This window comes from Enterococcus sp. LJL90 (assembly GCF_056924355.1).
The window spans coordinates 1-17837 of sequence record NZ_JBXPBQ010000006.1; the positions used below are offsets into that span (position 1 = coordinate 1).

General features: G+C 40.8%; 14 protein-coding genes. 2 read left to right on the forward strand and 12 right to left on the reverse strand.

The features are described from left to right. Positions 1-603: 603 nt before the first annotated feature. The 5 genes from AC1Z3S_RS13265 to AC1Z3S_RS13285 all read right to left on the reverse strand — a co-directional run bounded on the left by AC1Z3S_RS13265 (position 604) and on the right by AC1Z3S_RS13285 (position 5195). Positions 604-2076: a HAMP domain-containing sensor histidine kinase gene (locus AC1Z3S_RS13265; RefSeq protein ID WP_461735746.1), complete on the reverse strand. Its 1473-nt coding sequence runs from the start codon at positions 2074-2076 to the stop codon at positions 604-606. Further along, positions 2073-2759: a response regulator transcription factor gene (locus AC1Z3S_RS13270; RefSeq protein WP_461735745.1), complete on the reverse strand. Its 687-nt coding sequence runs from the start codon at positions 2757-2759 to the stop codon at positions 2073-2075. The genes AC1Z3S_RS13265 and AC1Z3S_RS13270 overlap by 4 nt, the downstream gene beginning before the upstream one ends. 38 nt (positions 2760-2797) lie before the next feature. Then, positions 2798-4219: an NADP-dependent phosphogluconate dehydrogenase gene (gndA, locus tag AC1Z3S_RS13275; protein WP_461735744.1), complete on the reverse strand. Its 1422-nt coding sequence runs from the start codon at positions 4217-4219 to the stop codon at positions 2798-2800. Positions 4220-4394: 175 nt separating this feature from the next. Next, positions 4395-4577 carry a 50S ribosomal protein L32 gene (rpmF, locus tag AC1Z3S_RS13280; RefSeq protein ID WP_461740766.1) on the reverse strand — a complete coding sequence of 61 codons (183 nt, stop codon included), beginning with the start codon at positions 4575-4577 and terminating at the stop codon, positions 4395-4397. A gap of 63 nt (positions 4578-4640) precedes the next feature. Further along, positions 4641-5195: a YceD family protein gene (locus tag AC1Z3S_RS13285; RefSeq protein ID WP_461740767.1), complete on the reverse strand. Its 555-nt coding sequence runs from the start codon at positions 5193-5195 to the stop codon at positions 4641-4643. A gap of 168 nt (positions 5196-5363) precedes the next feature. Between AC1Z3S_RS13285 and AC1Z3S_RS13290 the strand changes: the two genes are divergently transcribed. Beyond that, positions 5364-6143: an ABC transporter ATP-binding protein gene (locus AC1Z3S_RS13290; protein ID WP_461740768.1), complete on the forward strand. Its 780-nt coding sequence runs from the start codon at positions 5364-5366 to the stop codon at positions 6141-6143. A gap of 316 nt (positions 6144-6459) precedes the next feature. On the opposite strand, the gene pyk is transcribed toward AC1Z3S_RS13290, so the two are convergent. The 3 genes from pyk to dnaE form a co-directional block, all read right to left on the reverse strand. Further along, positions 6460-8244 (reverse strand): pyruvate kinase, encoded by a 1785-nt coding sequence (pyk, locus tag AC1Z3S_RS13295; protein ID WP_461735741.1) that lies wholly within the window; start codon positions 8242-8244, stop codon positions 6460-6462. A gap of 63 nt (positions 8245-8307) precedes the next feature. Beyond that, positions 8308-9270, reverse strand: coding sequence for a 6-phosphofructokinase (gene pfkA, locus AC1Z3S_RS13300; RefSeq protein ID WP_461735740.1), 963 nt, complete (start codon positions 9268-9270; stop codon positions 8308-8310). A gap of 155 nt (positions 9271-9425) precedes the next feature. Next, positions 9426-12761, reverse strand: coding sequence for a DNA polymerase III subunit alpha (dnaE, locus tag AC1Z3S_RS13305; protein ID WP_461740769.1), 3336 nt, complete (start codon positions 12759-12761; stop codon positions 9426-9428). A 103-nt stretch (positions 12762-12864) separates the two neighbouring features. Between dnaE and AC1Z3S_RS13310 the strand changes: the two genes are divergently transcribed. Next, positions 12865-13050, forward strand: coding sequence for a YjzD family protein (locus AC1Z3S_RS13310; protein ID WP_265455122.1), 186 nt, complete (start codon positions 12865-12867; stop codon positions 13048-13050). A 125-nt stretch (positions 13051-13175) separates the two neighbouring features. Here AC1Z3S_RS13310 and AC1Z3S_RS13315 read toward each other — a convergent pair whose 3' ends face one another. The 4 genes from AC1Z3S_RS13315 to mmsA form a co-directional block, all read right to left on the reverse strand. Further along, complete coding sequence (locus AC1Z3S_RS13315) at positions 13176-14375, reverse strand: multidrug efflux MFS transporter (RefSeq protein ID WP_461740770.1); 1200 nt, start codon at positions 14373-14375, stop codon at positions 13176-13178. 273 nt (positions 14376-14648) lie between these two features. Next, positions 14649-14975, reverse strand: coding sequence for a PTS sugar transporter subunit IIB (locus AC1Z3S_RS13320; protein ID WP_461735737.1), 327 nt, complete (start codon positions 14973-14975; stop codon positions 14649-14651). A 12-nt stretch (positions 14976-14987) separates the two neighbouring features. Beyond that, complete coding sequence (gene mmsB / locus AC1Z3S_RS13325; protein ID WP_461740771.1) at positions 14988-16187, reverse strand: multiple monosaccharide ABC transporter permease; 1200 nt, start codon at positions 16185-16187, stop codon at positions 14988-14990. Further along, complete coding sequence (gene mmsA / locus AC1Z3S_RS13330) at positions 16188-17717, reverse strand: multiple monosaccharide ABC transporter ATP-binding protein (RefSeq protein ID WP_461740772.1); 1530 nt, start codon at positions 17715-17717, stop codon at positions 16188-16190. Positions 17718-17837: the final 120 nt, after the last annotated feature.

Sequence of the window (17837 nt, forward strand, 5' to 3'; positions counted from 1 at the left end):
GTTTGCACAATCTTGCGATTGTTAGCTCATTAATTGTTTGCTAGCTTTTGCTTGCAATGTTTATTTTGTTCTTGAATATCAAGAACGCCCTACACATTGGTTCGTTTGCTTTGTTCAGTTTTCAAAGGTCAACTTGTTGCAATTCAGCTTCTCGAAAGAAGTGAATCTGTTGTTTCAGCAACTTTTATATCTTATCAGCTTTTCAACTGATTGTCAACAATTTTTCAAAAAGTTTTTTTAGAAAAGTTTTGTTGCTAGCTTGTGAATTTTTTTGAAGTTTTGTTATCTTAAACTCCTCATCCTCAAGCGACTTTGTTAGTCTATCATGCCTTTATAGATTCGTCAACAAGAATTTTTAAATTTCTCAAACGAATTATTTCTTTCACAAGGACAAGATAAAATATACCAATCTTACAGCAAGAATGCAAGAGATAAATCACGCTTTTTGCTATTTTTTTTATTATCGGAACGCTCTCTTTAATTCCTTCAAGATTGTTCGGAAATTGAACTAAAAGAAGCCAAAATTTCTCCTCAAAAACTTCGATATTTTGCAAATAAAAAAAGGATTCAAAACTACAGCTCTGAATCCTCTTAAGATATCTGTTATTTTACAACAAGTGGTAATGTAATTCTAAAAATTGTACCATGACCTACTGAGCTATCGACCGAAATTGTTCCCTTATAATTCTCAACAAGTTGTTTGGCGATTGATAAACCTAATCCGTTTCCGCCCTTAGTCCGAGCTCGAGCTTTATCTACTCGGTAAAAGCGGTTGAAGATTTTCTTTAAATCTTCTTCTGTAATTCCTTCACCAAAATCTTGAATAGCTAACTCAAAAGCAGTGCTATTGCGGGAAATTGAAATATGCACTTCTTTGCGATTCGTTGAGTATTTGACAGCATTATCCAAAATGATAATGATTAACTGTTCAAAATGATTGCGATAGATTTTAACATCGACTTCTTCATGTAAATCGTCATCTAGAGTAAAGGTAAATTCTGGATACAATATTTTGAAGTTATTAAAAACTTGATAGATAACTTCTTTGGCTTTAGAAGTTTCGTTTTTGTAAAGAATTTCCGATTGCTGTGCTCGAGACAAATCGAGCATCTCCTGAACGAGAGTCTTCATCCGACTAATTTCTTGGAGGCTTGCTAGAATGGATTCTTGCAGAATTTCTGGATCATCTTTTCCCCAGCGGTTCAGCATACTTAAATGACCTTCGATGACCGCCACTGGTGTCCTGAGTTCATGGGAAACATCCTCTACGAATTGTTTTTGACTTTCAATATAGAGTTTCATCCGGTCGAGCATTTCATTGAAATTCTCTGAGATATCAGCGAGTTCATCATTGGTCTTGATTTCGGGCATCCGTGCATCGGATTCTGGATCATTACGGATAATTTCCATCGTATTCCTGAGAACTTTTAAAGGTTTCAAAAAGTAACTGGAGAGCAAAAAGCCTAAAAAGCTGGATAGAATTAGTGAAATGATTTCTAAAACAACTAAGGTCAGCAACAAGCGTTCACGAATTTCGTAAAAGCTGCTGAGGCTATAAAAGATTTGGGCATAGCCAACTACTTGATTGGTTGTGACGGAACGAATCGGCTCAACTGAAAGCAGGCCGGTTTCATTACTGATGGTGGTGATGTCTGCTTCTTTGACATCTGTTCCGGCGAAATCTTGTGTGGCTGCCTGCGTTTGGAAAATCGGTTCCTCTGACAAATCAAAGATTGTCAGATTCAAGTCTTCCTGACCTAATTCACTGTATAACCCATCAATTTCATAAACAGTCTGATCGTTGGAATTATCGGTTACCTCATCGGCAGAGTTAAACAAATAGGTCACAACCGAACTTGTCGATAATTCTTGATCTGCTTGAGCTAGACGAGCTACTGTATCAGTCATGGTTGTTTCAGCGTTGGCCTGCTCCCTCGACGCCATCAGGCTGACGGTCCGTTGATAGGTAATAACAGCAAAAATTGTAAAAACAACGAATATAAAGAAAGAACTTGCCAAGGCCCACTTGACAGTCAAAGAGGGCCCCTTCAGTTCTACTTGTTTTCTATTTATCATGAACGCATCACATAGCCTGTTCCCCGTACAGTTTGGATATAGCTTTCTTCTCCGGGAACATCAATTTTATTTCTAAGGTAACGGATATAAACATCGACAACGTTTGTCTCAACTTCTGTTTCATAACCCCAGACTTTGTTTAATAAAACATCTCGAGCTAAAACAACATTAATGTTTTCCATTAAAGTTAACAGTAGTTCATACTCACGTTTCGTCAATTCGATAATCTCTTCACCACGACGCACCACTCGATTTTCCTTTTCAATCGTCAAATCACGGTAGGTTAATGTCGTTTGCTTAGCGATATTTTTATCGCCTTCAATGTCAATTCGGCGCAATAAGGCTCTTAAGCGTGCCAGCAGCTCTTCAATAGCGAAGGGCTTAACGATGTAATCATCTGCACCGTGATCTAAACCAGAAACCCGGTCAATCACCGAATCACGGGCCGTCATCATAATAATGGGTGTGTTTTTCACCTGACGTACCCGTCGGCAAACTTCTAAGCCGTTCAATTCAGGCAACATTAAATCTAGCAAGATAGCATCCCATTCTTCCTCAAGGGCAGCTTCTAAGCCAGTCCGTCCATTGTAATGAACTTCCGTTGTGTAGCCTTCATGCTTTAACTCCAATTCAACAAAGCGAGCCAAGTTCTTTTCATCTTCAATGATTAGAATACTACTCATTCAATTTTCCTTTCTTCGCTAACATTCTCTTCTGCGAATTATTCTTCGTGGTACCAGCTATAATGATAAATGCCTTCTTTGTCTGTCCGTTCATAGGTGTGGGCGCCAAAGTAATCCCGTTGTGCTTGAATTAAGTTGGCCGGTAAACGTTCTGCCCGGTATGAATCAAAATAAGCAATCGCTGCTGAGAAAGTTGGTGCAGGAATACCGGCTTGAACGGCAATCGCTACAACATCTCTGACAGCTTGTTGGTATTTCGCGGTAATTTCCATGAAATAGTCATCCAACAATAAATTCTTCAAATCCGCATCTTTGTCATAGGCGTCGGTAATGCGTTGCAAGAAGCGGGCTCGAATAATACAACCAGCGCGCCAAATTTTTGCGATTTCGCCAAATGGTAAGTCCCAATCGTATTCTTTGGAAGCGACACGTAATTGCGCAAATCCTTGGGCATAGCTCATGATTTTACTAAAGTATAAAGCTTCGCGAATTTTTTCAATTAATTCCGTTTTGTCCCCAGCGTAATTATATGGCGCTGGTTTCGGTAAGACTTTGCTAGCTTCTACCCGTTCTTCTTTATAGGCTGAAATATAGCGGGCAAAAACAGACTCAGTAATCAATGATAATGGCACGCCTAAGTCTAAAGCATCTTGACTGGTCCATTTACCAGTGCCTTTATTCCCTGCAGCATCTAAAATAACGTCCACAATTGGTTTGCCGGTGCCTTCATCATCTTTGCGGGTTAAAATATCCGCCGTGATTTCAATTAGATACGAATCCAATTCGCCTTTGTTCCATTCGCTGAAAATATCCGCCATTTCTGAAACAGATAAGCCTAGAATATTTTGCATTAAATCATAAGATTCAGCGATTAATTGCATGTCGCCGTATTCGATCCCATTATGAACCATTTTGACATAATGACCGGCACCGTTTGCGCCGATATAGGTCACACATGGTGCGCCGTCTTCTGCTTTAGCCGAAATTTCTTCTAAAATTGGCGCCACTAAATCATAAGCTTCTTTTTGGCCGCCAGGCATGATAGAAGGGCCCTCCAAGGCACCTTTTTCACCACCAGAAACGCCGGTGCCGATAAAGTTGATGCCAGAATTAGCTAACTCTTCATTGCGGCGAATCGTATCTTTAAAGTAGGTGTTCCCACCATCGATTAAAACGTCTCCTTTGTCTAGGTGAGGCAATAACGATTGGATAGTTGCGTCTGTTCCAGCACCAGCTTTGACCATTAATAAAATGCGACGAGGTGTTTCTAATGAGTTCACGAATTCTTCTACAGTAAATGCAGCGTGTAGATTTTTATCCGGATGTTCAGCGATCACTTCTTCGGTTTTAGAACCCGTCCGGTTATAGATAGCGACAGAGTATCCGCGGCTTTCGATGTTCAGTGCTAGGTTTTTACCCATGACGGCCATGCCGACAACACCGATTTGTTGTTTTGTCATTTTGGTACCTCCTAAAAAAATGGGAATTCTCCCTAATCTCTCTCATTATATCCTAAGAAATTAATAATTGAAACAAAATAGTATTTGTTTGTGAAAAAAACTAAATAACATCCGTCATAAGAAAACCCCGAGACTCCATGGTTAGTCTCGGGGTTTTCGACATTTCAAAAATGTCTTATGCTTCTTCTTTAGTCATAACGTCTTTTCCGTCATAGTAGCCACAATTTGAGCATACATGATGGCTTTTCTTCATTTCACCACAATTAGGACATTCATTTAAACCGTTAATGATTAATTTGTAATGAGTACGACGTTTTGCTTTTTTCGCTTTAGAAGTTTTACGAGCTGGTACTGCCATTGACAAACACCTCCTTTATAAATTTTTGCAGAAAAATCCTGCAAATTTATTCCAATCTAGCGTTTATTTCGAATCATCGTCAGAGAATAATTCTGAAAGTTTAGCTAGACGAGGATCAAGCTGATCTGCTGCTTGTTCTTGTTGTAGAAGATAGTCCTCTTCAGACATCACTTGCCAACCATCACCCTCAGGTAATTTGTCCGCATGCTCCTCTGCCTCCGTCAAAACCCGTGTGGGGATTGCCAAGAGTAGATTGTCTTCAATTGATTCATCTAGATCAATTGAATCCTTGTCTAAGATGATAATCTCTTCTTCAGGAATCAAATCCTCTCGCCGATTGTACTGTTCTGGTGTCATGAATACTTCATCCACCGTAAAGTCCATGGGCAAGACTACTGGTTCCAAAGAACGCGTCGAAGGTATTGTGATAACTGTCTGCACCCGATAATGAATAATATAGGCGGCTTTATCAACAGTTAAAATTCCTTCCACAACAACTGGTTCCAAATCTAAAATGGAGCCATCACGTTTGATTAAATTTTGCTTTAAATCAAGAGTTTCGGAAAATTCTAAAGGTGTTTCCTGATATTTCCGAAGTTCTAATAATGACCATTTCATCTTCTCACCTCTACACAACAAAAGCTATTATACAGGGCTTAAAAACCTTTGTCAATGAAATTTTCTTGACACCTTTTCATTTTGACTTTTTGCCGCTTTTTGCTAAAAACAGTAGGCAAATTGGCTAGGATATTTTATAGTAATGCTATAGAAAAGAAGGTGTTTACTATGGAAATCATTTCATTTGAAAATGTTTCACTGATTCGGGAGCAGCATAAATTACTATCTGAAATTAATTGGCAGATGCAGGAAAAGGAAAACTGGGGTATCTTAGGGCTGAACGGCACCGGCAAAACTTTGCTTCTGCAGCTAATCACCGGCAGTCTCTGGCCCTCTAAAGGCCGTTTGGAGGTTTTAGGCGAAGTCTTTGGCCACACTTCAATTCCAGAGCTGCAAAAACGGATTGGCTGGGTTTCGACTGCATTGCAATATCGGATTCATGAATCCGAAACCGCTGAAAGAATCGTGTTATCAGGAAAATTTGCCAGTATTGGTATCTACCAAAAATATTCCGTTGAAGACATGGAGCGAGCTAAAAACATTTTACTTTCCTTTGATGCCAAGAGATTAATTGGGCGTCCTTATAAACTACTGTCTCAAGGGGAACGGCAAATTGTCTTAATTAGCCGCGCTCTAATGGCGGACCCAGAGCTGTTAATTTTAGACGAGCCCTGCAACGGACTAGATCTCTTCGCTAGAGAAGAACTGTTAGCACGCATTGACCGCTTAGCTGCTGAAAAAAATTCACCAGCTCTATTGTTTGTCACCCATCACACGGAGGAGCTTTTGCCGACCTTTGATCACCTTTTGATGATTCGCGATGGTCAAATTTTTGCTCAGGGTCAAAGAAAAACCTTATTTACTAAGGAAAATCTATCGGACTTTTATCAAAAGCCGATTCGTTTTCAAGAGATTACACCTGAACGGCTAATGGTGTTGCCGGGATAAAGTGACCTTGTGACAAAACATGAGAATAAAAAGTGCAGTTACTATTGTAAATTGCATAAAGGGACCAGCAAAAATTAGCATTTTTGGCTAACTTTTGCTGGTCCCTTTATATTGCCTTCTTCTGGCTTTTCAATAAAAAAGAGGCTGTAACATTAATCTCTTTAACAGATGGAAACCCAAACCATACTTTGTTTGCGACTGTAGTCCAATAGGTTCCCGTCGCAAATTGACAATATTTAATCTTTCTTAAAAGATATTGTCCGTTAAGTTCGTTTCTGTTTTTGACTAATGTCACAACCTCTAGAGAGATTATCTTTTAGATAGCTGTTGTTTGACCACGGTAGACAATTCCACGACGAGGGTCAACGGTGATTAATTCACCATCCGCAATCAAATTGCGGGCATCTTGTGCACCAACGATAACCGGAATGTTTTTGGCAATTCCGACTACTGCTGCATGGCTTGTTAAGCCGCCTTCTTCAACAACCAAAGCTGCTGCTTTGTCGATAGCTGGCATATAATCTTTGTCAGTTGTTGGAACAACTAAGACCATTCCATCCTTCGCTTTAGCATTTGCTTCTTCAGCAGAGTTAGCAATCACTGCATTGGCAACAACTGCTTTTTCACCAACACCTTGAGCGTCTAATAATTTAGAACCGATTAATTGGATTTTCATAACGTTAGTAGTTCCACGTTCGCCAACTGGTACACCGGCTGTGATTAAGATTAAGTCGCCTTCTTCAGCAAAGCCTAAATCAACGGCTTTTTTAGCTGCTAAGTCAAACATTTCATCAGTTGTTGTTGGTTTTTCAGCAACGGTTGGGAAGACACCCCAGTTTAACATCAAACCACGTTTGGTTCTTTCATCAAAGGTAACCGCTAAAATATCAGCTTCTGGGCGATATTTTGAAATCATTTTCGCAGTATAACCAGATTCAGTCGCTGCAACGATTGTTTTAACGCCTAAGTTTTTCGCAGCACGAGCCACTGATAAACCAATTGTTTCAGTTACATCGGTTTTATCGAATTGATTGATTTGGAAAGTACCCATTTCCGATAAAGCTTGTTCAGCTTCTTCGTCAATTCTAGCCATTGTTGCAACTGCTTCAACTGGATAATCCCCATTGGCAGATTCACCAGATAACATGGTTGCGTCTGTTCCATCAAAGACCGCATTGGCAACGTCAGACGCTTCAGCGCGGGTTGGACGAGGATTTTCTTGCATTGATTCTAACATTTGTGTTGCTGTGATAACAGATTTACCAGCAAGGTTACATTTTTTGATGATGCGTTTTTGAGCCAATGGTACTAATTCAGCCGCAATTTCGACACCCATGTCACCACGAGCGACCATGATACCATCAGAAACCTTGATGATTTCATCGATATTATCAATACCTTCTTGTGATTCAATTTTAGAGAAGATTTGTACGTGATTCATATTTTTTTCTTCGATAATTTCACGAATATCTAATACGTCTTGTGCTTTACGAACAAAACTTGCAGCGATAAAGTCGATATCATTATCTAAACCAAAACGAATATCATCCGCATCTTTTTCAGTGATACCAGGTAAGCTGATTGAAACGCCTGGTGCATTGACCCCTTTTCTTGAGCCTAGCATACCAGTATTTTTCACTTCAACAACTAGTTCACGGTTAACAGCATCTTTTTCAAGAATTTGCATGTCAATCAAGCCGTCATCAAATAATACGTGACCGCCCACATGCACATCGTCAAATAAACCAGGATATGTGACAGCGATTTTTTCTTTTTTCCCTTTTAACTCAGGGTCCATTGAAATGCGAGTTTTGTCACCAGCTGTAAATTGAATATAGCCAGCACGACCGTAATCCGCTTCAGTTGTGTCTTGAACGGTAGTCCGAATTTCAGCACCTTTAGTGTCTAACAAGATGGCAACATCTTTGCCAATTGCTTTTTCAGCTTGGCGAACCATTTCCATCCGACCTAATTGTTCTTCATGATCTCCATGGGAGAAGTTGAAACGAAATACATTGGCTCCAGATTCAATCAATTGAGAAATAATTTCTACTGTGTTACTGGCTGGTCCTAAAGTGCTGACAATTTTAGTCTTTTTCATTACAGAAAAACGCTCCTCTATATTTTTTTATTTTAAATGCATTCTTTCAAGAGCAATTTAACGTTAGAAAGAAATACGTTTATTTAAATCGAATAAAGACAAATCAGGTTTATGCTTGTTGTTTTCTAAAGTATCAATAATATCGGCTGCCACGACTTTGTTTTCAAGCATGCCTACACATAAGCCGCCTTTACCTGCCATTAACAAATCAACAGCATAGGCGCCGAATTTACTAGCTAAGACGCGATCTCGTGCAGATGGTGAACCACCACGTACTACGTGACCTAAAATAGAGACCCGAGTATGGAAATCGCCATAAGCAGACAATTCTTCGGCAAATTTATTGCCCCCCATTACCCCTTCAGCCAAAATGATGAGGCAATGTTTTTTGCCGCGTTCTCGGCCGCTTTGAATACTTTTGGCAACTTCTGCCATATCAAAGTCATGTTCAGGAATGATAATTTCATCAGCCCCACCGGCCACACCTGACCACAATGCGATATCACCGGCATCGCGACCCATCACTTCAATGACGAATGTCCGGACATGAGAAGTCGCTGTATCACGAATTCTATCGACAGATTCTAAGACCGTGTTGATAGCTGTATCAAAACCAATGGTAAAATCAGTTCCAGGAATATCATTGTCAATCGTCCCTGGGATACCAATTGCTGGATAGCCGTGTTTAGTCAAAGCCATTGCTCCATGATAAGAGCCGTCACCACCGACAACTACTAAGCCTTCAATTCCGAATTTTTTTAATTGCTCGATGCCTTTTAATTGGCCTTCTTCTGTGGCAAATTCTGGATAGCGGGCAGAGTAAAGCACGGTCCCACCCCGCTGAATGATATCACCGACATCAGCAACATCCAGTTTGCGAATATCTCCAGCAACTAACCCGGCATAGCCATAGTTAATGCCATAAACTTCTAATCCTTCATAAATACCTTTACGCACCACGGCACGAATTGCCGCGTTCATTCCCGGTGCATCGCCACCGCTTGTTAAGATTCCAATGCGCTTCATTTATATGTCACCTCATTAGTTTACTTCTCAGACTGAAAACCAGTTTCTGAGTTTTTGAAAATTTGATTTTTCCACGAGACCCATTTTACCATAATCTATTAGGAAAAGTCTTGGTTAACCCCTAAAAAGTTGAAAAAAATGAAAATACTTTACTTCTAATTTGTGATATTTTTGAAAACAACATTTTCATTTCCAAGAAGATATTTCAATTGTTCGGCTGCTTCCCGGCTGTCATCCACCCAAAAAGCTTCTGCCAACTGAATTTTGCGCCCGCTACCAGAAAAGAAGACAATCACGGGAATATGTCCGCTGTGGCGCTGCAAAATCCCCTGGAGTTTTTGCAAAAATTCCTTTGTATCATTTTCAGGAATGACTTTGAGATAGGCAGTTTGGTCAGCAATCTGCCCTTCCATTTGGATAGCCGGCTGAATATTTTCCGCTAGTAACTGGAGCTCTTGATTATAGCTGCTCTCTTCAACCTTGCCTTCAATGTAATAGACTTGATTGACCTCTAAAATACCCATCACTCTACGATACAATTGGGGAAAAATAGTTACGCTGATTTCGCCTGAGCTATCATTGCCTTCAAGAAAAGCCATCAACTCGCCTTTTTTGGTGCGAATCTCCCGTAAATCCCGTAAATAATATAGAACACGATTTTTTTGACCCGCTAGACTATCGGTGATGCTTTGAATTTTTTTCGCTTTGCGTAATTTATGGAAGCCTTCTGTCGGATGGCCAGAGAGATAGATGCCTAAATAGTCCTCCTCCAAGTTAAGACGCTCAGTTAAGGTATAATCCGGCAGCTCGGCTTCTTTTAATTCCATGATACCTAATAAATCTAGACTACCGCCGCTATAAATCGTATTTTGAATTTTACTTTCCAAATTGTTCATCAATTGCTTGCGGTTAGGCTCGATTTCATCAAACACACCGATTGCCACTAATGGCCGCAGATTTTCCAGCTTAAGCCATTTATTATGGGTGCGAATTAAAAATTGATCAAAGCTGGTATAGCGTCCCGCCGCCCGCCGTTCTTCTAAAATTTCTAAAATAAAATCACGACGCAGGCCTTTTAAGCCGCTCAAGCCAAATAAAATTTTCCCTTGATCAATAATTTTAAAGCTGTAGCTGCTTTGATTGATTGAAGGAGCGATTAATTCCACGCCGTTTTTGCGGGCCTCACTGACATATTCTTTAATTTTTGCTGGATTATGCCGCACCGAATGCAATAGTGCGCCGTAAAAAGGTGCTGGATAATGAACCTTCAGATAGGCCATTTGAAATCCGACAAAGGAATAAGCAAAAGCGTGGGAACGGTTAAAGCCGTAGTTAGCAAAGCGTTCGATATAGTCATAGACTTCATTGGCTTTTGCTTCAGAATAGCTCTGCTTTATAGCCCCGCTGACAAAGAGATGCCGCTGTTCATCTAAGACATCTTTTTTCTTCTTGCTGATGGCCCGCCGTAAAATATCGGCTTGCCCCAGTGAAAAGCCCGCCATTTTTGAAGCCACCTGCATGACCTGTTCCTGATAAACCATGACGCCATAGGTATTCCCTAAAATTTCTGCTAGGCTATCGTCGGGATAGCGAATCGGCTCTTGGCCTTTTTTCCGGCGAATAAAGGTGTCAATATTTTGCATAGGACCAGGGCGATAAAGGGCATTAACAGCGGCAATATCTTCAATCCCATTAGGCTCCAGACGCCGCAAAACGTTGCGAATACCCGCTGATTCAAATTGAAAAATTCCGCTAGTAGCCCCTTTTTGAAAGAGCTCAATTGTCGGTAAATCATCTAAGGGAATTTGCTTATAGTCAAATTCAATTCCATACCCTTTTTTAATCCCTTTCAAGGTGTCATCAATAATAGAAAGATTGCGTAAGCCTAGAAAATCCATTTTTAACAGACCAATGGCTTCCACATCATTCATGGTAAATTGCGTTAATAAGATATTATCGGAACCCGTTTGCAGTGGAACCAGCTCGACTAAGTTTTGATCGCTGATAACCACGCCAGCTGCGTGAGTTGAAACGTGTCGTGGCAAGCCCTCTAATTGCATGGCGGTCTCTAAGAGCAGTTGATATTTTTCTGATTGGCCGGCTAAAGTTTGCAGCTTGTTTGAATCTTCAAGAGCAAGGGGCAAAGTAATTTTCAAGCGGTTTGGTATCGCTTGACTCCAACGATTGGCTTCGCTTTGGGATAAACCGAAGACCCGGGCCACGTCCCGCAAGACCATTTTTGCTGCCATGGTTCCGAAAGTCGCAATTTGCGCCATGTGAAAATGACCGTATTTTTCTTGAACATACTGTAAAATTTCATCCCGCTTATTATCAGGGATATCCAAATCAATATCTGGCATGGTATAACGCTCTGGATTTAAAAATCGCTCAAACAATAAATCATATTGAATCGGATCTACATCGGTAATTTCTAGTAAATATGCTACCAGTGAGCCAGCAGCCGAGCCCCGTCCTGCTCCGGTCACAATTTTATTTTGATGGGCAAAGGCCATAACATCCCAAACGATTAAAAAGTAATCGTCAAAGCCCATGGAGTGAATGATTTCTAACTCGTAATTTAATCGCTCAGTATAACGACTATCTTCGGCGGGCACACGCTTGGTTAGAGCTTGTTGACACAATTTGGCTAGATAGCTAGCAGCAGTTTCCCCTTGCGGCAATTGATAATGGGGCAGTAATTTTTGATGGAGTGGCAATTCAAACTGGCACGTAGCGACTAAATTTTCTGCGGCGATTACCGCCTCAGCAAATCCTAAACACTGATAGAGTTCGGTGATTTCAGCAGCATTCCGTAAAAATTCAGTGCCGCGAATATCGCGAAACCCATCATTCAGATTTTCCTCCAAAATTGTTCCGTCATTGATGTGCTGCATCACTTTGACGGCAAAGCTTTCATTGGCATTTAGATAGCGGACACTAGGAAAAGCGATTAGCGGCAAGCCTTGCGCTTGCAGCTCGGCTAGCCAAGCATTTTCAGTTTCTAAGTCAGGCACTTCCACAGCAAAATAAAATTGCTTGTCGCTAAACAGCTCTTGGAAAAAAGGGAGCCGATTTGCTGAGGCTTCGTTGAACCGATCATTTGTCCGTAGCTCATTGTCCGCCGGCAAAATCCCGACTAACTCGCTGAAGTTTTCCACTTGTTCTTCAAGGAATAGTGGCTTGTCATGGGTCATATTATAGGTAGAAAGTTGCAATAGCTGCTGATAACCAGCTATATTTTTGGCATAGACTACCAGTTGAAAGACTCCATCACGATCAGGAATCTGATAATCCAAGCGCAGGCCAATCACTGGCTGCAGCTGATTTTTCTGGCAGGCTTGGAAAAAATCCACCGCTGCCGTCAAAACGTTATGATCAGCAATGGCCAGAGCTTGATAGCCGCGAGCTTTGGCAGTTTCAACCAATGACTTAATTTTTAAGGTACTTTGCAATAAGGTGAAGCTGGTAGTCGTATTTAACTGAGGCAGCATTCTCGTCATCCTTTCATGAAAATTTCTAAGTTTATCTAGAGAGTTTTCTTTACTTTATTTTATAGATTGTGCTAAACTAAGCGTGAGAAAAGAGGTGCAGGTCATGCGTTATGTAGTTACCTTATTTTGGGCTTTTATCTTAGGCCAAGTGATTAGTTATATTGCCAGCTCTTTAGCGGCCACTGCCTTTGATTTTAAAATTTCGACAATTGTTTCACTGATTGCCGGTGTTATCATTATTTTAATTCGTTATGGAGCCAAACCCCACACATCTTCAAATCAATCTTAAATATAATCGAAAAACCAGTTACATGCAATCATTCGCTGTTATTAGCTAAGCCTCTGACAAAAAGGGCTTAGCTAACAGCTGGTTGCAACATGTAGCTGGTTTTTTATTATTCTTCATTTTGATGCTTAATCAAAATTTCGTTTCAATAATCCTCTAAAATTAAACAGTGATAAAATGATATTCATCAAGACAAAAGCACTGGTCACAAGAAAAACACTAGCGTAGCCTAAGGTTGAAGCAACTGTTGAGCCCACTAATGGACCTAAAACCTGACCAAAATTATTGAACATTGTATTGTAGCTATAAATCCGGCTGACTCCTTCAAAGGGGGTGATTTTGCCGATTAAAGTGTTAATCGAAGGCATCAATGCGCCGGTGGAAAAGCCAAGCAAAAAGCGCAGAGCCCCCAATTGAAATGGCGAAGTCACAAAGGCCATCGGTACAAAGCATAAGAAGGATAAAATCAAGCCGCCCAATAAAACCCGGTGGCTGCCATAGCGATCGCCTAAGCGGCCTAAAATCGGTGACGAAATCATCGCTGACACACCGGCAATCGAAACAATCAGCCCGCTGACAAATAAAATATTGTTCATATCGCCGCTTAATTGGCGAATATAAAGAGTTAAAATCGGTGTGATACTCGTGACCCCTAATTGTAAAATCAAGGTGGTGATAAACAGGCCGATTAAGATAGATTTACGATCAATCTTGGCAAATAACTCTTTGGAGGACATCATCTCGCCCTTTGGCAGCGGCTGGAAATCTTCCTTCACTAAGAAGACTGTCAGTAACGTGGTGATGGCTAACACCACTCCCGTGATGATAAAAACATTGCTCATGCCAAACCACTGGGCTAAAGCACCGCCCAAAGAAGGGCCGATTAATGAACCTGCAACGGCGCCAGTCGACAAGGTTCCCAGCGCCCAGCCGCTTTTTTCTTTAGGAGCTTGGGAGGCAATCATGGCAGTCGCATTTGGAATGTAGCCGGATAAAACTCCAGTCAAAAACCGCATGGCTAATAGCCAATAAACATCTGGTACAAAAGCTAAGGCCCCCATGGAAACGGTCATACCGGCAGCTGCCCGAATCATCATCATTTTACGGCCCCGCCGATCAGCTAAATTACCCCAAATTGGTGAGAAAATAGCGGCCGCAAAAGCTGTAACCGAAATTGCCAGACCAGAAAATAATTCCACTTGGTCGGCTGGTGTATGTAATTGTTCAATATAAACAGGAATAAAGGGCATCACCAGACTAAAACTTGCCCCCGTAAAAAAACAGCCAATCCAAGAAATCAATAAATTCTTCCGCCAATTAATCTTCATAATACCTCTTTACCACCCTTTCGTTTCTACTATACTCCTTTTTCAGCAAAAAGTAAGAATATTTTCAAAATTTCCGACGGGATTTCTTCAATTGAAAAAAACTATAGGATACAGCAAAAGGTGTCCAGCCGATTTATCGCTGGCTGTTATATCCTTTTGCCTGACCTATAGCCTTCAGAGGGTGCGGCAGCTGCTTTACAATTTTGGCTTTTCCTGGCTAAAATTATATAACACCTGCCTTTTATGAAAAAACAAAATAAATCTTGGAGGAAACTAGTTTAAGAGGGTTAAGCCATCTTTTAAGACAGCCTCGCCGTCCAATGTTTCATAATCTTCTTTTTTTATAAGCTTATAAGGAACGGCTTTATAATTTAAAAAATCCTTTAAGCGGGCAATCTCGTATTCTGATTGCGGTCCTATCATTAAGACATCGACCTTTTGATTTTGAATAATCTGCTCGGCGATAATTGCCGGTGCCGAATAGATGTGCAGATTTAAACGTTGTTCATCGGCTGCTGTCTGCATATTTTTTACCAGCAGACCTGAAGTGATACCGGCTGTACAAATCAGCAGAATGGTTTTTGCATTTGGATCGACCATGCTTTTGCCTCCTTAAGAAATTTTCCGTTTCTTGTTGTAAATGTCTAGGACAACTGCCAAGAGGAGAATCAAACCTTTAATGGCTTGTTGCCAATCGACACCGACACCAAGAATTGACATCCCATTATTTAAGACACCCATCACTAAACCACCGACGATTGCCCCCATAATAGTTCCGATACCACCAGAGGTAGAAGCACCACCGAAGTAAACGGCAGCCATCGCATCTAATTCCATTGATTGACCGGCTTGTGGTGTGGCAGCGTTCAAGCGGGCTGCTAAAATCAAACCAGCTAAAGCGGCCATCATGCTCATGTTAACAAAGACTAAGAAGGTAATTTTTTTCGTTTTAATCCCGGAAAGTTCTGCAGCTTTTTTATTGCCCCCGGTTGCATAAATCTGACGACCAGCTACGGTTTTATTAGTTAAAAATCCATAAACGGCAACAATAACTCCAAGTAAAATCAAGATAACTGGATAGCCTTGATAAGAGGCAAAGATATAAGAAACACCTAAGAAAACTACAGCTGTAAAGCCAGCTTTTAAAAGGAAGGTCGTCATCGATTCTACTTCAAATTCATTTTTACGACGGCGTTCCCGTGCCCGCCATTGATTAAAAATTAAAATAGCTGTGATAATAAAGCCGATAATCATGGAAAGGAAGTGAATATGTTCTCCCCCCATAATGTCAGGTAGATAGCCAGTTGAAATTTTTTGGAAAGCGGTTGGAAATGGTGCTAACGACTGACCACCTAAAACAACTTGTGTTAAGCCTCGGAACATTAAAAGTCCGGATAAGGTCACGATAAAGGCGGGAATCCCGACATAAGCGACCCAGAAACCTTGCCAAGCACCAATCGCTGCTCCAAGTAATAAACAAGCAGGTACGGCAATCCACGGACTCATATTATTATTAACCATCATTAAGCCGGCCATCGCACCGACAAAAGCCATCACGGAACCAACGGATAAGTCAACGTGTCCCAAGAGAACGACTAACAACATGCCAGCTGCCAAAACTAAAATATGGCTATTTTGCAAAACCAAGTTGGTAATATTTAACGGCCGCCAAAAGATTCCTTCCGTCATCACTTGAAAGGCAATTAAAAGGACAACGAGAATAATGACCATGCTATATTTACTAAAAATTTCTAAGGCTTTATCCTTTAAGGAGCTACTTTTTTTCTCTTTTAATTTATCGGTTGATTCCATTTAAACCACACTCTCTTCCAAAGTCATAAGATTCATCAGCATTTCTTGATTCGCATCCGCCCGCATTACTTCACCGGTCATGCGGCCTTCATTCATGGTGTAAATCCGATCACACATCCCTAAAATTTCCGGCAGCTCAGAAGAAATAATACAAATTCCTTTACCGGCAGCCGCCATTTCCTCAATGATGGTATAAATTTCATACTTGGCTCCCACATCAATTCCGCGGGTCGGTTCATCAAGAAACAGGATATCCGGTTCTGTCATCAGCCATTTTGACAAGACAACTTTTTGTTGGTTCCCACCACTGAGACTGCTTACTTTTTGGAAAATCGAGCTGGCTTTGGTATGCATCCGTTTGCGATATTCCACGGCATCGACAATTTCTTTTTCCTTGTCGATGACACCGCCATGACTAATTTTCCCGAGACTGGCAATCGTCGTATTTTCACGAATGTCCATCAAAAGATTTAATCCAAGTGCCTTGCGGTCTTCTGACACATAGGCTAGGCCGTTTTTAACGGCGGCCGGCACATCTTTAACTGAAATGTCTTGGCCATCTTTGATCACTTGTCCAGAAATATTGCTGCCGTATGAATGACCAAAAACACTCATGGCAAATTCTGTCCGACCAGCTCCCATCAAGCCGGCAATGCCGACAATTTCTCCTTTTCTTATATGGAAATTGATGTCTTTATTGATTACCCGTGAGCTATCGATTGGATGATGGACTGTCCAGTCTTTGACTTCAAAAAAGACTTCCCCGATATTCGGATGCCGCTCAGGATAGCGGTTCGTCAAATCCCGACCAACCATGCCTTTGATGATGCGTTCTTCAGAAATCATTGAATTTTCCAACGTTTCAATCGTTTCCCCATCCCGCAAAATGGTGATGCGGTCAGCAACACTAACGATTTCATTAAGCTTGTGGGAAATAATAATTGAAGTAATTCCCTGATTTTTAAATTCTTTGATTAGACCAAGTAGATTGGCACTTTCCTCTTCATTAAGAGCAGCCGTTGGTTCATCTAAAATCAACAGGCGTACAGATTTAGAAAAAGCTTTGGCAATTTCAACCAATTGCTGTTGACCTACACCGATTTGAGAAACTAAAATATTCGGATTAATCTTAAGTCCGACAGTCTTTAAAAGATTCTCGGTTTTCTTTTCCGTTAATTCCCAATCGATGACACCATGTTTAGCTTGTTCGTTGCCGAGAAAAATATTTTCTTTAATGGATAAATAAGGGCTTAAAGCTAATTCCTGATGAATAATCACAATCCCTTTTTCTTCACTATCTCTTAAATCTTTGAACTTACAGACTTCGCCTTCATAAATAATGTCGCCTTCATAACTGCCATAAGGATACAATCCGCTTAAGACATTCATCAACGTTGATTTGCCGGCACCATTTTCGCCGCACAAAGCATGAATTTCTCCCCGTTCAATTTTCAGATTGACATTACTTAAGGCCCTCACTCCAGAGAACTCCTTGACGATATTATTCATCTCCAGGATATAATCTGACATTGAATTCACCCTCTCTATCAAGTAGCTTGTAACTTTTTTAAGTCAACATCTGTTAAAGTAAATTTGCGCCTACGGTCCAGTAGGTCCTCGGCGCTAATCTACAACTATTTTTTTCTGAGA

Coding starts and splice junctions, on each gene's coding strand:
- AC1Z3S_RS13265 (WP_461735746.1), bottom strand. CDS start 2,076: ATGATAAATAGAAAACAAGTAGAACTGAAGGGGCCCTCTTTGACTGTC.
- AC1Z3S_RS13270 (WP_461735745.1), bottom strand. CDS start 2,759: ATGAGTAGTATTCTAATCATTGAAGATGAAAAGAACTTGGCTCGCTTT.
- gndA (WP_461735744.1), bottom strand. CDS start 4,219: ATGACAAAACAACAAATCGGTGTTGTCGGCATGGCCGTCATGGGTAAA.
- rpmF (WP_461740766.1), bottom strand. CDS start 4,577: ATGGCAGTACCAGCTCGTAAAACTTCTAAAGCGAAAAAAGCAAAACGT.
- AC1Z3S_RS13285 (WP_461740767.1), bottom strand. CDS start 5,195: ATGAAATGGTCATTATTAGAACTTCGGAAATATCAGGAAACACCTTTA.
- AC1Z3S_RS13290 (WP_461740768.1), top strand. CDS start 5,364: ATGGAAATCATTTCATTTGAAAATGTTTCACTGATTCGGGAGCAGCAT.
- pyk (WP_461735741.1), bottom strand. CDS start 8,244: ATGAAAAAGACTAAAATTGTCAGCACTTTAGGACCAGCCAGTAACACA.
- pfkA (WP_461735740.1), bottom strand. CDS start 9,270: ATGAAGCGCATTGGAATCTTAACAAGCGGTGGCGATGCACCGGGAATG.
- dnaE (WP_461740769.1), bottom strand. CDS start 12,761: ATGCTGCCTCAGTTAAATACGACTACCAGCTTCACCTTATTGCAAAGT.
- AC1Z3S_RS13310 (WP_265455122.1), top strand. CDS start 12,865: ATGCGTTATGTAGTTACCTTATTTTGGGCTTTTATCTTAGGCCAAGTG.
- AC1Z3S_RS13315 (WP_461740770.1), bottom strand. CDS start 14,375: ATGAAGATTAATTGGCGGAAGAATTTATTGATTTCTTGGATTGGCTGT.
- AC1Z3S_RS13320 (WP_461735737.1), bottom strand. CDS start 14,975: ATGGTCGATCCAAATGCAAAAACCATTCTGCTGATTTGTACAGCCGGT.
- mmsB (WP_461740771.1), bottom strand. CDS start 16,187: ATGGAATCAACCGATAAATTAAAAGAGAAAAAAAGTAGCTCCTTAAAG.
- mmsA (WP_461740772.1), bottom strand. CDS start 17,717: ATGTCAGATTATATCCTGGAGATGAATAATATCGTCAAGGAGTTCTCT.